Annotated in this window: 13 protein-coding genes and 1 pseudogene; 3 read left to right on the top strand and 11 right to left on the bottom strand. The window is 68.8% G+C overall.

Features of this window, described 5'->3' with window-relative positions:
• Positions 1-110 precede the first annotated feature (110 nt).
• Positions 111-1,061 carry a PPK2 family polyphosphate kinase gene (locus GFD21_RS00845; protein ID WP_404801547.1) on the bottom strand — a complete coding sequence of 317 codons (951 nt, stop codon included), beginning with the start codon at positions 1,059-1,061 and terminating at the stop codon, positions 111-113.
• 212 nt (positions 1,062-1,273) lie between these two features.
• Here GFD21_RS00845 and GFD21_RS00840 point away from each other — a divergent pair, with 212 nt between their 5' ends.
• On the top strand, positions 1,274-2,482 hold the full coding sequence (locus GFD21_RS00840; RefSeq protein ID WP_163196029.1) for a zinc ribbon domain-containing protein: 1,209 nt from the start codon (positions 1,274-1,276) through the stop codon (positions 2,480-2,482).
• A 55-nt stretch (positions 2,483-2,537) separates the two neighbouring features.
• On the opposite strand, the gene GFD21_RS00835 is transcribed toward GFD21_RS00840, so the two are convergent.
• The 6 genes and pseudogenes from GFD21_RS00835 to GFD21_RS00810 form a co-directional block, all read right to left on the bottom strand.
• Positions 2,538-4,058, bottom strand: coding sequence for an acid phosphatase (locus GFD21_RS00835; RefSeq protein WP_163196505.1), 1,521 nt, complete (start codon positions 4,056-4,058; stop codon positions 2,538-2,540).
• 361 nt (positions 4,059-4,419) lie between these two features.
• A pseudogene (locus tag GFD21_RS00830) lies at positions 4,420-5,517 on the bottom strand (amino acid ABC transporter permease); the annotation flags it as partial.
• A gap of 7 nt (positions 5,518-5,524) precedes the next feature.
• Positions 5,525-6,202 carry an amino acid ABC transporter permease gene (locus GFD21_RS00825; protein ID WP_163196504.1) on the bottom strand — a complete coding sequence of 226 codons (678 nt, stop codon included), beginning with the start codon at positions 6,200-6,202 and terminating at the stop codon, positions 5,525-5,527.
• Complete coding sequence (locus GFD21_RS00820; protein WP_163196028.1) at positions 6,202-7,044, bottom strand: glutamate ABC transporter substrate-binding protein; 843 nt, start codon at positions 7,042-7,044, stop codon at positions 6,202-6,204. Before GFD21_RS00820 ends, GFD21_RS00825 begins: the two co-directional genes overlap by 1 nt.
• Positions 7,045-7,075: 31 nt before the next feature.
• The gene (locus GFD21_RS00815) at positions 7,076-7,876 is read right to left on the bottom strand and encodes an amino acid ABC transporter ATP-binding protein (protein ID WP_163196027.1); all 801 of its coding nucleotides are present in this window, start codon (positions 7,874-7,876) and stop codon (positions 7,076-7,078) included.
• A gap of 148 nt (positions 7,877-8,024) precedes the next feature.
• Entirely contained in the window at positions 8,025-8,591 is a 567-nt protein-coding gene (locus GFD21_RS00810) for a YbaK/EbsC family protein (RefSeq protein WP_163196026.1), read from the bottom strand.
• A gap of 464 nt (positions 8,592-9,055) precedes the next feature.
• On the opposite strand from GFD21_RS00810, the gene GFD21_RS00805 reads away from it, so the two are divergent.
• A complete protein-coding gene (locus GFD21_RS00805; protein ID WP_225431579.1) occupies positions 9,056-10,672 on the top strand; it encodes an ATP-binding cassette domain-containing protein in 1,617 nt (538 codons plus the stop codon).
• Between the two features lie 85 nt (positions 10,673-10,757).
• Here the strand turns inward: GFD21_RS00805 and aspS are convergent, their stop codons facing one another.
• Positions 10,758-12,557 carry an aspartate--tRNA ligase gene (gene aspS, locus GFD21_RS00800; protein WP_163196024.1) on the bottom strand — a complete coding sequence of 600 codons (1,800 nt, stop codon included), beginning with the start codon at positions 12,555-12,557 and terminating at the stop codon, positions 10,758-10,760.
• Between the two features lie 29 nt (positions 12,558-12,586).
• Entirely contained in the window at positions 12,587-13,966 is a 1,380-nt protein-coding gene (hisS, locus tag GFD21_RS00795) for a histidine--tRNA ligase (RefSeq protein WP_163196503.1), read from the bottom strand.
• Positions 13,967-14,064: 98 nt separating this feature from the next.
• On the opposite strand from hisS, the gene GFD21_RS00790 reads away from it, so the two are divergent.
• The gene (locus GFD21_RS00790) at positions 14,065-15,501 is read left to right on the top strand and encodes a DUF349 domain-containing protein (RefSeq protein WP_163196023.1); all 1,437 of its coding nucleotides are present in this window, start codon (positions 14,065-14,067) and stop codon (positions 15,499-15,501) included.
• Positions 15,502-15,660: 159 nt separating this feature from the next.
• Here GFD21_RS00790 and GFD21_RS00785 read toward each other — a convergent pair whose 3' ends face one another.
• Both GFD21_RS00785 and GFD21_RS00780 read right to left on the bottom strand, forming a co-directional pair.
• Positions 15,661-17,445: a bifunctional metallophosphatase/5'-nucleotidase gene (locus GFD21_RS00785; RefSeq protein ID WP_163196022.1), complete on the bottom strand. Its 1,785-nt coding sequence runs from the start codon at positions 17,443-17,445 to the stop codon at positions 15,661-15,663.
• A 111-nt stretch (positions 17,446-17,556) separates the two neighbouring features.
• Entirely contained in the window at positions 17,557-18,315 is a 759-nt protein-coding gene (locus GFD21_RS00780; protein ID WP_163196021.1) for a creatininase, read from the bottom strand.
• Positions 18,316-18,427 lie beyond the last annotated feature (112 nt).

Here is an 18,427-nt window from a genome sequence, read left to right as displayed (position 1 = left end):
CGGTCGCGCGACACCCCGAACATCCCGAACCGCACCATGCCGACGACCTCGTCGACCGGAGACTTCCTCCCGTCCAGTCTACACCGGGGCGTCCGGCCCGGGGCGCGGGACTACGCCGCGAGGCGGCTGCGCGCATCATCCGGGTCGACCTGCGCCTCGAGCGGCGGCCAGGTCATGTTCATGTTGCGCAACGTGGTGCGCAGCAGTTCGGAGACGACGGCCCTCGAATACCAACGTTCGTCGGCGGGGACGAGATACCACGGCGCCGCGGGCGTGCTGGTCCTCTCGAACACCTCCTGCCAGGCGTCCATGTAGTCGTCCCAGCGGTCCCTCGCGTCCAGGTCGGACACGTCGAACTTCCAGTATTTGGTGGGGTCGTCGAGGCGCGCGAGGAAGCGCCCGCGCTGCGCCTCACGGCTGGAGACGAGGAAGATCTTGATGATCGCGCATCCGGAGGCCGCCAGGTCCCGCTCGAACTCGTTGACGATGTCGTAGCGTCCCCGCCACACGCTTTCGGGGAAGGTGCCGTAGATGTGCGGCATGACGATGTCCTCGTAGTGCGAACGGTCGAACACGCCGATCCACCCCGGGTCGGGCAGCTGTCGCTCCACGCGCCACAGGAACCCGTGCGACGCCTCCTCCTCGGTGGGTTTGCCGAAGCCGTGGTAGCGGATGCCCATCGGGTCGCCCTGGCGGAACACGTGGCGCACGATGCCGCCCTTGCCGGAGGCGTCCATGCCCTGCAGCACGATGAGCAGCCGCCTGGGCGAGCCCTTCACGCCGTTGGCGTACAGAAGCCGCTGGTAGCGGGCGATGCCCGATGAACTCAGGTCGATGAACCGTTCGCCGTCGTATTTGTCGCCGTCGAAGCCGGGGGTCTCCCCCGCGCCGGTCGCGGCCAGCTCCCCCAGATCGACGCCATGATGGAACATGAGCCGCTGCGCCGGCGGCAGCGACCATACGGCGCTGAGCAGTTCGCTGGATTTCGCGGCGCGGGCGAGACGCTCGGCCACGCTGTCCGACTCCTCGACCGCGCCGATGAGCTCCTCGGCGCGGTCCATCGCCTTGTCGACGCGTTTGCGCGCATCCTTGCCCGTCCCCGCACGGTCCCTGCCGCCCTTGCCGTTTTTCCTGTCGTCCTTGCCCATGCCTTCCGATTCTACGCCCGCGGCACGGCCTACTATTGAGACAGGACGGCCCATGATGCCCGGTGGGTTCCACGGCCGCCCCACAGGGAAACGCACGGAACATGCGTCGAGGAGAGGAAGCAATCATGACGATCTGCCCCACATGCGGCGCGCCGCTCGAGGACGACGACCGGTTCTGCACGGAATGCGGCAATCTCGTGCCCGCCGGCGCCGACGCCACCGTGGTGGACGCGGCGCCGGACCGCACGCCCGGAACGCCGCCGCCGGCGCATCCGATGCCGCCGGTGCCCCGACCGCCGCAGACCGCGCCGCAGGCCGCGGTCTCCACGCCGTCGCCGGGGCAGGCCGCAACGACGGCACGCCGGCCGTGGACCGGCGGGCAGACGGCGCTCGTCGCCGTCGCCGCCGTGCTCGCCGTCGCGATGCTCGTCGCGGGCGTCTTCGTCGGACGAAACGTCTACGAGCGCACGCACGCCACGCCGCAGGCCACGGTGTCGCGATCCTCGGGCGACGGGTCGTCGTCCGGCGCGACGGCCGCCTCATGCGACGCCGACCCGGACATGCAGGTCGTGTCCGTCGAACGGTCCGGCAACGATCTGGTCGTCACGATCCTGGTCACCTCCACCTGTTCCGACGGCTCGGCGACCCGCTTCGACGATCCGAAGGCGCGCATCACCCTCAAGGACGCCGACGGCGACGTGATGGCCGACAACACGTTCGACTTCTCCGGTTCACGCGCCCGCACCGTCACGTCGGACGGCACGAAGGTGAAGGTCACGTACACGCCGAAGATGTGCAGGCGTCCCGTGGCGGACATCGTGGACGCGGCCGGCGACGACCCGTCCGAGCTCATCATCCGCTACATCTACCGCGACCGCGGCGCCACGGACGACGACGCCGACGGTTCCGATTCCGCCGACGCCTCCGTTCCCCCGTCCTCCACGCTCAGGCAGTACGCGAACACGGCCGGCGGCTATTCGATCGGCGTGCCGGACAACTTCCGCAAGTCGGGCGACACGTCGGACGGCACCGGGTACACGTTCAACGGCTCCGGCGTGACGATCACCACGTGGCGCGCGGCCAACACGACCGGTTCCGCGGCGGGCGAGATGGCGCGCGTCGAGGCGAACGCGGGCGTGGAGATCACCTACGACCTCAACGCCGACCCGTCCATCTACGTGAGCTATGCGAAGGGCGGGTACATCTACTACATCAAGGAGATCGTCTACGCCGACCATGTCATCGGCATGCAGCTCAAGTACGCGCAGTCGAACCGCGCGTTCGGCGACCCGCTGACCGAGACGATCCCGCCCACGCTGTCGAGTCTGGGCTGACGCGACCGGACGTCTCTCCCTCCCCGGGGCCGTGTCGCCGCGGGACCACGGCCCGTCACGCCCTGCGTCGGCGGGCGGCGCGCACCCGCATCGCGCCCGCGACCGCGGCGACCCCGACGGTCCCGATGGCGACGACGGTCAACGCCTGCCGTTCCATGTCCGTGACGTACCCGGCGGGGCCGGCCGGCCCGTCGCCGTTCTCGCCGGCCGCCCGGTCGGAGGCGGGGTGGCCTCCCCGGTCCGCGTATCGCGCGTTGACGACGGCGGGCCCGTCGAGACGTGTCTCGTCGGCGGTCTCGACCTTGACGACGTCGCCGTTCTCATCCAACGTGACGCGGGCGCACAGGGCCTTCGCCCAGTCGATGCGCTGCCAGCCTTCGGACGACTTCCACAGGGGGTAGCCGGAGTCGAGCGCGGTGGCCTTGAGGATCGCGTCGCGCTGGTCGGCGTGCAGTTCGGGGTATGCGAGGCGCAGCACGTCGGCGGCCCCGCGCGGCGCGGTGAACGGACGTCCCTTCTCGGACTTCTCCTGCGCGAAGCCGTAGGTCATGCGCTTGTCGTAGACGCGCACGGCGGACGCCTGGTCCCTGACCGGCTCGTCGGCCACGGGGTCGAGGAACCCGTTCGTGTAGCCGCCCTCGCCGGCGGCCTTGAGGTTCGCGATGCACGCCTTGAGCGTCGCGCCGTGGCCGTCGGCCCTGCAGCGTGCGGTGAGATAGTCGCGCAGTTGGCGTGCGGCGGGCGCGACCGACGTGCCGAACTCGTTGTGCCAGTACTGCCCGTTCTGCGCGGAACCGCCGATGCGCCCGCCCATGATGTCGAGCGGATAGTGCACGCCGAGCACGATGCGGTTGTTGCCGGCCTCCGAGGTGCGCGCCATGATCTGCGGCGCGAGTTCGGGGATCATGCCGGCGAGCGCCACGCCCCACGAGTAGGCCATGGTCGTGTGCCCGGACGGGTAGGAGCTGTTCTTCTGCAGGTTGGAGTAGCCGGGGATGTGCTCGCCCCAGGACGGGGATTCCCTGATGTCGAGCGTGGCGGGCAGCCCCGCGAGGTCGTTCGTGCCGTTGTAGGTGCTCAGCGACCGGTCGAGGTAGGGACGCGGGTGCATGGCGGCCCGCTTGGACAGGTAGGTGGAGGCCACGTTGAAGCGGAACAGGTCGACGACGCGTCCGAGCTTATGTTCGTTGATGCCTTCGCTCATGTACCGGCCGAGCACGGGGCCGAGCGCGTCGGGCATGGTCTCGCGCGGCAGCAGGTCGGAGTCGACGAGCGCGCGTTTGCGTTGCGGGGTGAGGCCTTCGGCGTCGGCGTTTTCCGCGCCCTTGTGGTTGATGGCGACGGCGAGGTCCTCGTCGCGTTTCATCACGGCCTTGTCGAGCACCTTGCCGCCGTCCTTCGCGCTGGTGGGCACCTTCCAGTAGTCCTTCTCGTAGTCGGACAGGAGCGCCACCCAGTCGGGGTTGGGCAGCTGGTCGGCGCGTGCGGCGGGAACGGTTCCGGGGATCGGCGCGACGGCGAGCGCGGCGGCGGCCGTGACGGCGGCCAACGCCGCCGCGACCCTGCGGACGAGCATGCGGACGGACGCGCGGACGGACGCGGATACGACGACGGCGGATGGGTTCGGGAACGGTGTCATGTTCCCTAACCTATCCGCCGTTTCGCTACGTAGCGCGGGCGCCGGTCGAACGGTGGGTGAACTCTTCGTGCCGGATTAGCGGCCGGCGAGTCCGTGCCCGTCGTCGCGGACCGGGGTCCGTCGCCGGTCAGATCCTCGGGCGATGGCCCATGTCGTCGTGGCCCTTCTTGCCGATGTCGCCATGCGGTTTGAAGACGGCGCGGTCGTGCTTTTCGCCGTGGCCGTACTGGTCGTGGCGTTCGGCCGTCTCGCCGCCGTTCTCCTTGGCGGCCTTGGCGGCGAGGCACGCGGCCTTGGCGGCCTTCGCCTTGCGTTCGGCCTCCTCGTCGCGGATCAGGCGCCCGGTCTCGGGGTCGATCTGCGATTCGGGCTGCGTGGCGTCATAGCCCTGCTCGTAACGGGTGCGACGCCAGTTGCGGATCGACGCGTTCGTGCCGCGGTGGTGCACGTGGTACTGGCGGGGCGCGCCGCCGAGCGGCAGCTCCTCGACCTCCTTGGCCACGGCGATCTGGTTGATGTTCGACGGGTCGCCGGCGGCGATCGGCGCGACGGGCTCGGGCTCGGCGGGCGCGGCCGTGCGCTGCTGCATGCGTTCCGGCAGCCATTCGGCGAGGCGGGACAGCAGCCAGCAGGCGATGAAGTAGATGACCGCGGCCATGACGAGCGTCTGCAGGATGTTGAAGTACATCGAGCCGAGGCGGCGCGATTCCTGCAGCAGGTCGGTGTACATGATGATCGAGCCGAGCGCCGTGTCCTTGAGGACGACGACGAGCTGGGTGACGGCGGCGGGCAGCATGGCGTAGACGGCCTGCGGCACCTCGATCTGGATGAGGGACTGGGTTTCGGTCAGGCCCAGGGCGAGCGAGGCCTCGCGCTGGCCGTTGGGCAGGTTGCCGACGCCGGAGCGGACGAGCTCGGCGACGACGGAGCCGTTGTAGAGCACGAGCGCGATGACGACCGCCCAGTACGAGGGGCTCGGGAACCCGGCGAAGGCGAACCAGCGCCAGAAGAAGATCATGAGCAGCAGCACCGGCACGGCGCGGCAGAACTCGACGATCACGGCGGAGACGCCGCGCACGAGCGGGTTCGGCAGGAGTCGGCCCACGCCGAAGACGAGGCCGAACACGACGGCGCCGACCACGGCGAGCACGGTGGCCTTGACGGTCATCCACAGGCCCGGCAGGTAGAAGTCGGTCCACGCCTCCTTCTCGAGGGCGGGCTTCCACAGCTCCCAGCTCAGCTGGTTCTCGCCGTCCGGCGGGTTGTGCAGACGCATGAGCATGAGCACGACCAGCACGGCGAAGACGATGCCGGCGATCCAGTTGATGGTGCGGATGGTGCGGCGGCCCTTGGGACCGGGCGCATCGAACAGGACGGAATTGGAAGTATCGGCCATGTGCGTCTCACCTCCTCACGGCGAGCTTGTTGGACAGGTACGTGGTGAGCATGCCGATCGGGATGATGAGGATCACGTAGCCGAACGCGAAGATCAGGAAGATCTGGATGATGACGTCCGGTCGGAACTCGATCATCTGGCTCATCAGCGACGACGTCTCGGTGGAGACGGATGCGGCGGCGGCGACGGTCGAGTTCTTCAGCAACGCGATGAGCGTGTTGCCGAGCGGGGCGACCGAGCCGCGGAACGCCTGCGGCAGGATGATCTCGGTGGCGGACTGCATGAAGCCCAGGCCCAGCGCGCGCGCCGCCTCGGCCTGGCCGAGCGGCACCGTGTTGATGCCGGAGCGCAGCGACTCGCACACGAACGCGGCCGTGTACAGGCTCAGGCCCATGACGGCCAGCCAGAAGAAGTTCGTGGCGAACGTGTTGGAGAAGGTGAGCTTCAGCTGCGCGTACGCGCCGAGCACCATGAACACCATGATGATGGTCAGCGGCAGGTTCTTGAACAGCTCCACGTAGGCGCCGGCCACGGCCCTGAGGGACGAGATCGGCGAGATGCGCATGACCACGAGGATCACGCCCAGGATCATCGAGAACAGGGCGCTCCACAGGGTCAGTTCGATGTTGACGAGGAACGCGCCGGGCACGTCGTACTGTCCGAACAGTTCGAGGAATCCGTTCATCACTTGTCCCCCTCGCCCTCGTCGGGCGTCGGCGGGTTGTACTCCGCGTTCGGCGTGTAGGCCGTGCCCTTGGTGTTGTCACTGATCGCACGCTTCCAGGAGCCGTCCTGGATCATGTCGACGATCGCGTTGTTGATCTGCGCGGCGAGCTTGGTGTCGCCCTTCTTGATGCCCACGCCGTAGTATTCCTGCGTGAACGGCTTGCCGACGACGCGCAGCTTGCCGCGCGAGGCGGAGGCGAGGCCGGCGAGGATGATGTCGTCGGTGGTGACCGCGTCGACGATGCCGGAGAACAGGGCCGTCGCGCATTCCGCGTAGCCGGGCTGCTCCATGAGCTGCACCTCGGAGGCGAACTTCTCCTTGACGGTGGCGGCGGAGGTCGAACCGGTGACGGAGCACAGGCGCTTGCCGTTGAGGTCCTCGGGGCCGTTGATGGACGTGTCGTCCTTGCGCACGAGCAGGTCCTGGCCGGCCACGAAGTACGGCCCGGCGAAGGACACGGCCTTCTTGCGCTCGTCGGTGATCGAGTAGGTGGCGAGGATCATGTCCACGTCGCCGTTCTGGATCATGGCCTCGCGCTGCTTGGACGGGGCCTCCTTCCAGATGATCTCGTCCTCGGAGTAGCCGAGCTTCTTGGCGATGTACTTGGCCACGTCCACGTCGAAGCCGACGTAGGTGCCGGACTTCTTGAAGCCGAGGCCCGGCTGGTCGAACTTGATGCCGATGCGGATCTTGCCCGCCTCGTCGGAACCGCAGGCGGCCAGCGACATCGTGCACGCCAGCGCGGCCACGGCGGCGACCACGCGGCACGCCATCCGTTTCATTGATGGTTTGAACGTCATTGCTTGTCCTTCTTGTCCCTTCCCCGGTGCGTCAGTGGGTGAGGATCTTCGACAGGAAGTCCTTGGCGCGGTCGGTCTTCGGGTGCTCGAAGAACTCGTCCGGCGTGTTCTGCTCGAGGATCTGGCCGTCGGCCATGAACACGATGCGGTCCGCGGCCTTGCGCGCGAAGCCCATCTCGTGGGTGACGCACAGCATGGTCATGCCCTCGTGGGCGAGCTCGACCATGACGTCGAGCACCTCGTTGACCATCTCCGGGTCGAGCGCGGAGGTCGGCTCGTCGAAGAGCATGACCTTCGGGCGCATGGCGAGGGCGCGGGCGATGGCGACGCGCTGCTGCTGGCCGCCGGAGAGCTGGGACGGCATCTTGTTGGCCTGGGAGTCGACGCCGACGCGGGCGAGCAGGTCCATGGCCAGCCGCTCGGCCTCCTTCTTGTCCATGTGGCGCACCTTGATGGGCGCGAGCGTCACGTTCTCGAGGATGGTCTTGTTGGCGAACAGGTTGAAGGACTGGAACACCATGCCGACCTCGGCGCGCAGGTTGGCGAGCTCCTTGCCCTCCTGGGGCAGGGCCTTGCCGTCGATGCGGATGTCGCCGGAGTCGATGGTCTCGAGTCGGTTGATGGTGCGGCACATCGTGGACTTGCCGGAGCCGGAGGGTCCGACGATGACGAGGACCTCGCCCTTGTTCACGGTGAGGTTGATGTCCTTGAGGACGTGCAGGTCGCCGAAGTGCTTTTCGACGTGGGTCAGCTCGACGAGCGGATGGCCGGAGGTCTCGGCGCCCGGCACCAGCGGCGCCACGGGTCGCGTTTCTTCTTGTTTCTCTGACATAGCCCGCGAGTATAACCGCAGCGTGTTACCAGAGGGCTACCTGCCGCCCCACGTCTCTTCACTATGTGAGACGGGCGTCATTCCGCCGTTTCCGGGCCATCGGGCATGTGAACGCTCACGCCAGGACGCCGTCGCGTGCCGCCGACCCTCACACGGCCGGGGCCGCGGGACGTAGCCGGCCCAGTCCGGAGACGAACGTGACGCCGGGGATGTCGGCGAAGATCGAACCGTCCACCACGAGCTTCGAAGGGCGGATGCCGCTTCCCAGATACAGTTTCGGAATCGACAGGATGTGCTGGTCGACGAGCAGCGGCCATGACTCCGGCAGACCGATCGGCGACATGCCGCCCGACTCCATGCCCGTCGCCTCGACGGCGGCCGCGATGGGCGCGAAACTCACCTTCGACACCTCCAGCGTGTGCTTGACGACGCCGTTGAGGTCGGCGCGCGTGTCCGCGGTGACGAACGCGGCGGCGAACTGCGGCGGCGCCTTGCGGGTCTTGTGCGTGTGGACGACGACCACGTTGCCGGTGATCGCGAACGGTATGCCGTACTTCGGGCACCACAGGTCGGTGTCCGACTCCTCGTCCGTGTTGATGGTCACGCCCAGGATCTTGGATTCGGGCACGCCGGCCGCCACGAGTGCGTTGAGCCTGTCGAACACCGGCTTCGCCAGCAGGTCCCCGTCATGCCAGTCCAGTATCTCCAACGTCATGTGTCCCCCTTCGTATATGCCGACCGCCCATCGCCCCGGGCCGGTCCGCCGCCGGGCCGATGGCTTCATCACCCGCCCACCATAACGACGGCCCGTCCATCCCACGCCGCCCGGCCTATACCCGTTGCCTATAACCCGTTCTCCGGTTCACGATTCGCTTGGACCGGAAATCGTGAACCAGCGCATGGTGTACACTACCCCCGTCGGACAGTCGGGTCCCCCACGGGACCCTTATGAAAGGAACCCACCCAAGTTGCGCCTGTGAAGGATGACGGCACTCCAGCGGAACCACGCGCCGAAGCGTGCCGCCGCGCGTCATCCGTCAATGGGCTCCGGCTTCCGCCCGTCCGGGCGTGGCCGATCGCAGGCGACATATGCGCTGGGCCCGTTGACCGTATCCGGTTCCCCGCCGTCATCGTCATATCATCCCAAGCGGTACGCCCAGAACGAAAGGCGTGACCCTCATGCAACCCTCCATCCTCACCCTCACCGGCATCGGCTTCACCTATCCGGACGCTCCGGAACCGCTGTTCTCCGGCGTCGATGTGTCGTTCCCGCACGGCTGGACCGCCGTCGTCGGTGACAACGGCATCGGCAAATCCACGCTCATGGCCATCGCACGGGGCGCCCTCGCCCCCGATCAGGGCGCCGTCGCGCCCGATCCGAAGCGTCTCGTCATCGGCCATTGCCCGCAGGGCGTCGACATCCCGCCGGAGCATCTCGACGCGTTCGCCGCCGACTGGTCGCCGGAGACGATCGCCGTACGCGACACGCTTGGCGTGGGCGATGACTGGCCGTACCGTTACGACACGCTGTCCGGCGGCGAGAGGAAGCGCATGCAGCTCGCCTGCGCGCTCGCCGCACGCCCCGACGTGCTGATACTCGACGAGCCGACGAACCATGTCGACGCCGAGGCGCGGGCGCGCATCATCGACGCGATGCGCGTATACCGCGGCATCGGCGTCGTCGTCTCGCACGACGCGTCTCTCATCGACGCGGTGTGCGGCCGGTGCGTCGTCTTCTCGCGACGTCACGTCGGCACGCGCAACGTGACCGTCGTCGACACCCATCCCGGCGGATGGACGCGGACCGCGGCGGCGATCGAGGCGCGCGACGACGCCGACGCCGAGGCGCTGGCCGAGGCGCGGCGCGAGACCGCCCGATTGGCGGCGTCCCGCGCGAGACGGTTCGACAAGGTGCGGCAGGTCGAGGCGGCGAAACGCAACGGCCGACATATCGACCGGCACGACCACGACGCGCGGGACAGACGCCAATTGGCGAAGATGACCGGCCTCGACCGCGGCGTCACCCGCGCCTACGCGCGGCTCGACGCCCGGGCGGACGCGGCGCGGCGGCGCGAGGCGGAGCTCACGGTCGCGGCGAAACGCTACGACGGCGACATCTGGATGGATATCGCGCCGAGCCGGCGACGCGAGTTGATACGACTGGAGTCGGGCGTGATCCGGTTCGACGGACGGGACGCCGCCGATGCCGGGCCGGAAGCCGTGGGCGAGGACGGCTTGGGTCTCGACTCGTCCAGGCTGTCGCGGGCCGTCGTCTCGGGCGGACGCATCCGACTGTCGTCGGCCGCCGATGACGTGCCGGCGGCGGGACTCGTGATTCCGACGATCTCGATCGGCCCGTGCGACCATGTCGCGGTGACGGGGACGAACGGCACCGGCAAGACGACATTGTTGCGCACGATGCTCGCGCACGTCGCCGACGTGCCGAAACTGATTGTCGCCCAGGAACTCACCGACGATGACCGCGTTGCGGCGATGGGCCGTTTGCAGGGGCTGTCCTCCGGCGACCGGGCCCGCGTGCTGGGCGCGTACGCGCGGCTCAACGCCGACCCGGACCGGCTGTTGGCCGGGGGATCACCGTCGCCGGGCGAACTGCGCAAGCTCCTGGTGTGCCTGGCGTTGCCGGCCGGTCCTCAATTGATCGTCATGGACGAGCCGACGAACCATCTCGACCTGTCGTCGAAGGAGTCGCTGGCCCGCTTGCTGGCCGATTACCCGGGCGCGCTGGTCGTCGTCTCCCATGACGAATGGTTTGTGGACCGGGTGTCGGGTTCATGATTCCCGCCTTTGACGAATCGTGAACCGGGATACGCAAAGGGCGAGCCCCGACAGGAGGCTCGCCCTTTGGCGGGTGGGGACTATCTCAGTCCTCGTCCTCTTCCGGGTCGTAGTCGACGCCGGTCTCGGCGCGCTGCTCGGCCGAGATCGGGGCCGGGGCGCCGGTCAGCGGATCGCGGCCGCCGCCCGCCTTCGGGAAGGCGATGACGTCGCGGATGGTGTCGGCGCCGGCGAGGATCGACACGGTGCGGTCCCAGCCGAGGGCGATGCCCGCGTGCGGCGGGGCGCCGTACTTGAACGCCTCGAGCAGGAAGCCGAACTTCTCGGCCGCCTCCTCGGAGGAGATGCCCAAGACGTTGAGCACGCGGTCCTGGATGTCGTCGCGGTGGATACGCACGGAACCGCCGCCCATCTCCTCGCCGTTGCAGACGATGTCGTAGGAGTCGGACATGGCGTGCTCCGGATCCTGGTCGAACCTGTCGATCCAGTCCTTGGACGGCATGGTGAACGGGTGGTGCATGGAGGTCCACTTGGAGTGGCCGACCGCCACGTCGTCGTCGTCCGGATCGTCGGTGCGCTTGAACAGCGGGAAGTCGACGACCCACGTGAACGCGAACTTCTTCGGGTCCAGGAGTCCCGCGCGGGAGGCGAGCTCGACGCGCACGGCGCCCAGCAGCAGCTGGGAGGACTCGCGGGAGCCGGCGGCGAAGAACACGGCATCGCCCGGCTCGGCGCCCACGGCCTCCATGAGGCCGTCGCGCTCCGCTTCGGACAGGTTCTTGGCGACGGGTCCCTTGAGCTCGCCGTCCTCGGTGAAGGACACGTAGGCGAGACCCTTGGCGCCGCGCTGCTTGGCCCACTCCTGCCACGCGTCGAACTGGCGGCGCGGCGTGGAGGCGCCGCCCTTGAACAGGACCGCACCCACGTAGGGGGCCTGGAACACGCGGAACGGCGTGTCCTTGAAGTATTCGGTGAGCTCGACGAGCGGGTTGCCGAAGCGCAGGTCCGGCTTGTCGGAGCCGTACTTGTCCATGGCCTCCTGCCAGGTGATGCGCGGCAGCGGCAGCTGGACCTCGTAGCCGGCGGTCTTCCAGATGGCGGCGATGACCTTCTCGGCCATGGCCATGACGTCCTCCTGGTCGACGTACGCCATCTCCATGTCGAGCTGGGTGAACTCGGGCTGGCGGTCGGCGCGGAAGTCCTCGTCGCGGTAGCAGCGGGCCAGCTGGTAGTAGCGCTCGACGCCGGAGACCATGAGCAGCTGCTTGAGCAGCTGCGGGGACTGCGGCAGCGCGTACCAGGAGCCGGGCACGAGGCGGGCCGGCACGACGAAGTCGCGGGCGCCCTCCGGGGTGGACTTGATGAACGTCGGGGTCTCGACCTCGGTGAAGTCCATGTCCTCCAGGGCGTGGCGGGCGGCCTTGGCCATGTCGGAGCGCAGCTTGAGGTTGTGCTGCATGGACGGGCGGCGCAGGTCGAGGTAGCGGTACTTCAGGCGCACGTCCTCGCCGGGCAGCTTGTTCTCGGACTCGTTCTCGAGCGCGGTGGACACCTGGAACGGCAGGGCGTCGGACTTGGCGAGCACCTCGATGGATTCGGCGACGACCTCGATCTTGCCGGTGGCGAGATGCTCGTTCTCGTTGCCCTCCGGACGCAGGCGGACCTCGCCGACGACCTGGATGACGAACTCGCTGCGCAGCGGGCGGGCCATGTCCTCGTCGTAGATGACGACCTGCACGAGGCCGGTGGAGTCTCGCAGGTCGATGAAGGCGACGCCGCCGTGGTCGCGGCGACGGTCGACCCAACCGGCGAGGGTGACCTTCTCGCCGACCAGCGCCTCGGTGACTTCGGTGGCATGGTGTGTTCTGTAAGCCGTCTGGCTCATGCTTCCTCTTTCAGTGCTTGACGAAAAAATCAGTCAATAACAACGGTTTGCCGGGCATTAACAGTATCCGGCTCCCATGACGTGGCGTCGGCCGGGTTCTGGTCGCCGGAGACGATGTCCTTCACCTCGTCGCCCTCGCCCCCCTGGCCCGGGAACCACACGTACGGGATGCCGAGCTTGTCGGCGTACTTGATCTGCTTGCCGAGCTTGGCGGCGGTGGGCGCCACGTCGGCGGCGATGCCGCGCGAGCGCAGCGTGTTCGCGATCGCGTTGGACGCGGCGCGGTCCTCCTCGTTCCACACGGCGACGAGGACGCTGGCCGGCGAGACGCGGCTCGCGTGGGCGCCGGCGGTGTGCAGCATGTAGCTCACCAGGCGGCTCAGGCCGATGGACAGGCCCACGCCCGGGTACTTGCGGCTGCCCTGCGAGGCGAGGTTGTCGTAGCGTCCGCCGGAGCAGATGGAGCCCAGGGACGCGGCGCCGTCGAGGAAGGTCTCGTAGACGGAGCCGGTGTAGTAGTCGAGTCCGCGCGCGATCTTGAGGTCGGCGATCACGGAGCCGGGGCGGATGGCCGCGGCCTGGTCGACGATCATCGCGAGCGTGTCGAGGCCCTGCTTGGCGAGCGCGTACGCCTCGGAACCGTCCGCGATGCCGTGGGCCGCGCACAGCGCGTCGAACTTCGCGGCGAGCTCGGCGCCGTCGGCGGCGGTCAGCTCGGCGAGCTCGAGGCAGGCGCGCGCCTGCGCCTCGGACGCGCCGCACTCCCCGACGAGGAGCTTCGCGACCTCGTCGGCGCCGATCTTGTCGAGCTTGTCGATCTCGCGCAGCACGCCCTCGATGTCGGTCAGGCCGAGCCCGCGGTAGAAGCCCTCGGACAGCTTGCGGTTGTTCGCGTGCACGGTGGCCTTCGGCAGGCCGAACGCGCGCAGACGCTCAAGAGCCGAGACCATGACGAGCGGCAGCTCCACCTCGTAGTGGTCGGGAAGGTCGCCCTGGCCGATCACGTCGATGTCGGCCTGGACGAACTCGCGGTAGCGGCCCTCCTGCGGGCGTTCGCCGCGCCAGACCTTCTGGATCTGCCAACGCTTGAACGGGAAGGCGAGCCGGCCGGAATGCTCGACCACGTACCGGCTCAGCGGCACGGTGAGATCGAAGTGCAGACCCAGCCGCTCCTCGACCGGGGTGTCGGACTCGCGGCCGACCTCCTGCAGACGGGACAGCAGGTAGATCTCCTTGCTGGTCTCGCCCTTCTTCAGCAGGGAAGCCCCGGTTTCCACGGCACGGGTCTCGATGCCGAGGAAGCCGTTGAGCTCGAAAACCTCACGGAGCGTGTCGATGACACGCTGCTCCACAACGCGTTCAGAGGGGAGCCACTCTGGAAATCCTGATATTGATGCGCCTTTAGCCACGAAATCAATATAATAGGTGAGGGTTGCGTCAAACATCGCGTATTCTTCACGATGCGGGGCGCACACCGCACACACTTCCAAGCTGTAAGGAGCTGGCCATGGCCGACGAGAACAACGTCACCGAAAACGAGAACACCACCGAGAACGCCGAGCAGGCAGCGCAGCCCGCTGCCGCGCCGGCCGCCCCGAAACCGTCCGCCATGCCGAAGCCGCATGCGCCCTCCCCGGCCGCGTTCGCGCACAAGCCGGCCGCCGCGCCCCATGTCGCCGCTCCGGCCCAGCAGGGCCATTCCGAGGCCGCGGTGAAGGCCGCCGAGGCGTTCGGCCGCGTCGACGACGACGGCACCGTCTACGTCAAGGACGGCGAGGGCGAGCGCGAGGTCGGCCAGTTCCCGGACGTCTCCAAGGAGGAGGCGCTGGCCCTGTACGCCCGCCGCTTCCTGGACCTCAAGTCGAAGCTGGACGCGCTGGCGGGCCGCCTCAAGTCCCGCAACGTCAAGCCGCGCGAGATCGACGAGTCCCTGAAGATGCTCGCCGAGGAGACGGCCGAGCCGGCCGTCGTCGGCGACATCGCCGCGCTGAAGGCCCAGTACGAGGAGCTCAAGGCCGCCGGCGAGAAGAAGAAGGCCGAGATCGCCGAGGCCCGCAAGGCCGCCATGGCCAAGGCCATCGAGGGCCGCACCGCCATCGTCGAGAAGGCCGAGGCCCTGGCCGCGTCCCTGGGCGACAACACGAACTGGCGTTCCACGGCGGACAAGTTCCGCGCCCTGTTCGACGAGTGGCAGGAGCACCAGCGCAACAACGTGCGCATCGACAAGAAGGACGCCGACGAGCTGTGGAAGCGCTTCTCGGCCGCCCGCACCACGTTCAACCAGGCCCGCCGCAAGTGGGCCCAGGCCCGCGACGTGGAGCGCAAGGAGGCCCGCGCCGCCAAGGAGGCGATCATCGCCGAGGCGAACGAGCTGAAGGACTCCACCTCCTGGGGCGAGACCTCCCGCCGCTTCAACGAGCTGATGGACCGCTGGAAGAAGGCGGGCCGCGCCGGCCGCAACGAGGACGACGCCCTGTGGGCGCAGTTCCGCGAGGCCGCCGACACGTTCTTCAACGCGCGTCAGGCCGACCGCGACCAGATCAGCTCCTCGGAGAAGGAGAACCTGGCCGCCAAGGAGGCGCTGCTCGTCAAGGCGGAGGCGCTCGTGCCGGTCGCCGACGAGAAGGCCGCCAAGCGCGCCCGCCAGGAGCTCGCGAAGATCCAGGAGGAGTGGGACCAGATCGGCTACGTGCCGCGTGACGACATGCGCCGCATCGAGGGCCGTCTCGACGCGGTCGACAAGCAGATCAAGGCCGTGGAGGACGCCGCCTGGAAGCAGTCCGACCCGGAGGCCGACGCCCGCAAGTCCAGCTTCGAGGAGCAGCTCAACGCGCAGCTGGCCGAGCTCGACGCGAAGATCGCCGCCGAGTCCGACCCGAAGAAGAAGGCGAAGCTCGAGGCCGAGAAGGCCACCAAGGAGCAGTGGCTCAACGCGGTGAAGTGATTCCGCACGCCGGGCAAGCCACCGACCAAGGGGGGCGCCGTGAATTCACGGCGCCCCCCCCTTCCGTATGCCCCCGGTCGCGCCGTCCGGCCTCTCGTCAGCGGGGTCGAACAGTCGCATCGGCACGGCGTCCCGCGGCCCCATCGGCCGCGATCCCGCTCACACGAGCACGGTGCCGGTGACGGGCAGCGGGACGCGCACGCCCGGATGCCGGCCGAGATAGTCGACGAGCGCCGCGCCGTACCCCTCGTCGAACTCGCGGTAGTTGGTGCCGGCGCGGAACGCGGTGTACCGGTCGCCGCCCTGGAGGAGGAACGAGTTGGACGCGGCGATGACGAGGTCGTCGTCGCCGATCGGGCGTCCGTCGACCGTGAGGTCCACGATCGACGCGCCGCCCAGGTCGTCGCCCCCCTCCCCCGGCACGGAGGGCGCGTGTCCTCCCGTCACGTACCGGTACCGCACGTTGCCCGACACGCCGAGCCGCGAGACGACGGTCCTGCCGCCGTGCCTGCGCCACTGCTGGGCGAGCACGGCCTTGAGCCCCCGGCCGGTGAGCGTGGTCTTCGCCACCTTGAACTGCAGGGCCATCATGCTGTCGGCCTCGCGCAGGGTGATCCTCCCGTCCCCGTTCGCGTCGAGGTTCGCGGTCCTCAGGCTCCCGTCGTTGGAGAATCCGACGACGGGTATCCGGTCGCCGGCGTACAGGTCGCGCATGACCGCCTCGCGTTCGGCGTCGGCGACGAGCACGCCGAGCGCGCTTTCGGTGCCGTCGGACGGCACCTTGCCGAAGTAGGCGCCCCTGCCGATCGTGCCGATCACCTTGGAGCCCACGCGGCGCGCCGCGGCGGAGGCCTTCGTCCAGACCGCGCGTGCCCGGCGCACGCGGGCGGACGGCTCCCCCGCCGACTCCCATGCGGCCTGTTTCACGTGCGCGGCGCCCGCGGAGGAGCCGGACACGCCGGCGAGGTCGTAGACGCCCGCGGCGTTCGCGGGGGTCATGCCGTTGCCGAGGTCCACGTCGCGCACGTCGACGGTCGCGGCCCGGCCGGCTCCGGTGATGACGAGGTCCTGCACGGCCATCTGCCTGCCGAAGCTTCCGGCCTCCACGATGGGGGCGCCGGCGGCGGTCCTCATGCGTTTGACGGCGTGGCTATGGCCGGCGTAGACGAGGTCGACGTTGCGGTCGAGCCCGTCGGCCCCGGTTCCCGCGGCGGCGGAGGCGTCGGCATGCAGCAGCGCGACGACCGCGTCGGCCTCACCGTTGGATTCGTCGCCGTCGCTCAGTTGGTCGGCGACGCGGTTGATGGCGTGCACGGCGGTCTCGCCGAGATCCGCGTCGGCGGTGATGCGCGGGGTGGCGACCGCGCCGAGCGCATCGGTGAGGGCTCCGACGAACGCCACGCGTTTGCCGTTGACGTTGCGGATCACGTAGTCCTTCACCCGGTCGAGCCGGCCGTCGGCGGACTTGTTGGCGGCGGAGACGTTCGCGCACAGCCAGTCGATGCCGTTGGCGGGCGCGGCGATGCGCTCGTCGAAGTCGGCGACGCCGCGGTCGAATTCGTGGTTGCCGACGGCGGAGACGGTCAGCCCCCACGCCTTGGCCATCTCCAGCGTGGGCCTGTCCTGTTCGAACGCGGATTCGTAGGGGCTGCCGCCCACCAGGTCGCCGGCGGAGACCGGCACCATGTGGCCGGGGTTGTGCGCGTCGGCGAGCGCGAACCCGGCGGCGACGTCCTCGCCGCGTTCGATGTGCCCGTGGAAGTCGGTGATGTCGGCCACAGTGACGGTGCGTTGGGAGCCCTGCGGCGTGTCGGCATAGGGAACGGCCCCCGGGTTCGACGCGAACGCGTGGGGAACCGCAAGGGCCGCTATGGCGAGAAACGTGACGACTGCGATGGCGGCCCCCGGCCGCCCGCCGGCCTTCGTGCGCCGGCTCGACTTCATCCTGCTCACGTTTGCAGGCTATGCCCGCAGGTTGAACGGATGCGTCCCGCCGGCCTACCGCCAGGTGAATTCTTAGTGGCGTCTTGGCCGGTCCGGGGCCGGCCCCGGGGATCAGTCGCCGAATTCGGCGGCGCACACGCGCGCCACCTCGTCCACGCAGGCGTCGGCGATGAGCCTGCCGCGTTCGGCGCTGGAGCCGGCCGGGTTGGCCAGACCGCCGTGGGCGGGCACGTCGCCCTGACGCACCGGGTAGCGCACGTACGATTTGGCGCTGGCGCCCGCCTCCTCGACCGCACGGTCCATGTGGACCAGTTCGGGGGCGTAATGCAGCATCAGCGAGGTTTCGGTGACGGCGGCGTGCTCGAGCGCCCAGCCGGGGAACACCAGGCCGTCGAACACCTTGTCGACGACGTCTTGGGGCAGCGGGTCCCACCAGTTGGTCTCGACGATGGTGGCGACGCCGCCGGTCTCGCGGGTGACCAGGTCGATGGCCTCGACGATGAACGCCTCGTTCTCGAAGTGGGCGTTCATGACGACGATCTTGGTGAAGCCGTCGGCGATGAGCTCGGAGAGCACGTCGTGCATCTGGTCGATGACGGTGACACCGTTCATGTCGATGGTGCCGGGGAACAGCGGGCCGCCGCCGGACAGGGGCTTGGACTTGTATCCGTAGCTCAGCGTGGGCAGCACGGTGCCGTCGATCCTTTCGGCGAGGTCCTCGGCCACGTGTCCGGCGAGGATGGCGTCGGTGCCGATGGGCAGGTGCTGCCCGTGCTGTTCGGTCGATCCGATGGGCACGATGACGGGACGGTTCCTCGCCTCCTTGAATTCCGGCCAGGTCATGTGGTCCATTCGGCGGTTGCTGCCCATTGCTGTACTCCTTTGATGGGTGTTGTGGGTGTTATGGGTTCGGTGGTCGCGCGTGCGCGCGTGGCTGGTTTGGCGCACGGGACGCGTCCATATATAGGACGCGGCTCCCCCG

Origin of the sequence: Bifidobacterium platyrrhinorum (assembly GCF_010667645.1) — a bacterium.
GTDB lineage: Bacteria > Actinomycetota > Actinomycetes > Actinomycetales > Bifidobacteriaceae > Bifidobacterium > Bifidobacterium platyrrhinorum.
The sequence above is the reverse complement of the archived record's forward strand: the minus strand, read 5'-3'. Positions and strand labels throughout refer to the sequence as shown.

Coding starts and splice junctions, on each gene's coding strand:
- GFD21_RS00845 (WP_404801547.1), bottom strand. CDS start 1,061: ATGGACCGCGCCGAGGAGCTCATCGGCGCGGTCGAGGAGTCGGACAGC.
- GFD21_RS00840 (WP_163196029.1), top strand. CDS start 1,274: ATGACGATCTGCCCCACATGCGGCGCGCCGCTCGAGGACGACGACCGG.
- GFD21_RS00835 (WP_163196505.1), bottom strand. CDS start 4,058: ATGCTCGTCCGCAGGGTCGCGGCGGCGTTGGCCGCCGTCACGGCCGCC.
- GFD21_RS00825 (WP_163196504.1), bottom strand. CDS start 6,202: ATGAACGGATTCCTCGAACTGTTCGGACAGTACGACGTGCCCGGCGCG.
- GFD21_RS00820 (WP_163196028.1), bottom strand. CDS start 7,044: ATGACGTTCAAACCATCAATGAAACGGATGGCGTGCCGCGTGGTCGCC.
- GFD21_RS00815 (WP_163196027.1), bottom strand. CDS start 7,876: ATGTCAGAGAAACAAGAAGAAACGCGACCCGTGGCGCCGCTGGTGCCG.
- GFD21_RS00810 (WP_163196026.1), bottom strand. CDS start 8,591: ATGACGTTGGAGATACTGGACTGGCATGACGGGGACCTGCTGGCGAAG.
- GFD21_RS00805 (WP_225431579.1), top strand. CDS start 9,056: ATGCAACCCTCCATCCTCACCCTCACCGGCATCGGCTTCACCTATCCG.
- aspS (WP_163196024.1), bottom strand. CDS start 12,557: ATGAGCCAGACGGCTTACAGAACACACCATGCCACCGAAGTCACCGAG.
- GFD21_RS00790 (WP_163196023.1), top strand. CDS start 14,065: ATGGCCGACGAGAACAACGTCACCGAAAACGAGAACACCACCGAGAAC.
- GFD21_RS00785 (WP_163196022.1), bottom strand. CDS start 17,445: ATGAAGTCGAGCCGGCGCACGAAGGCCGGCGGGCGGCCGGGGGCCGCC.
- GFD21_RS00780 (WP_163196021.1), bottom strand. CDS start 18,315: ATGGGCAGCAACCGCCGAATGGACCACATGACCTGGCCGGAATTCAAG.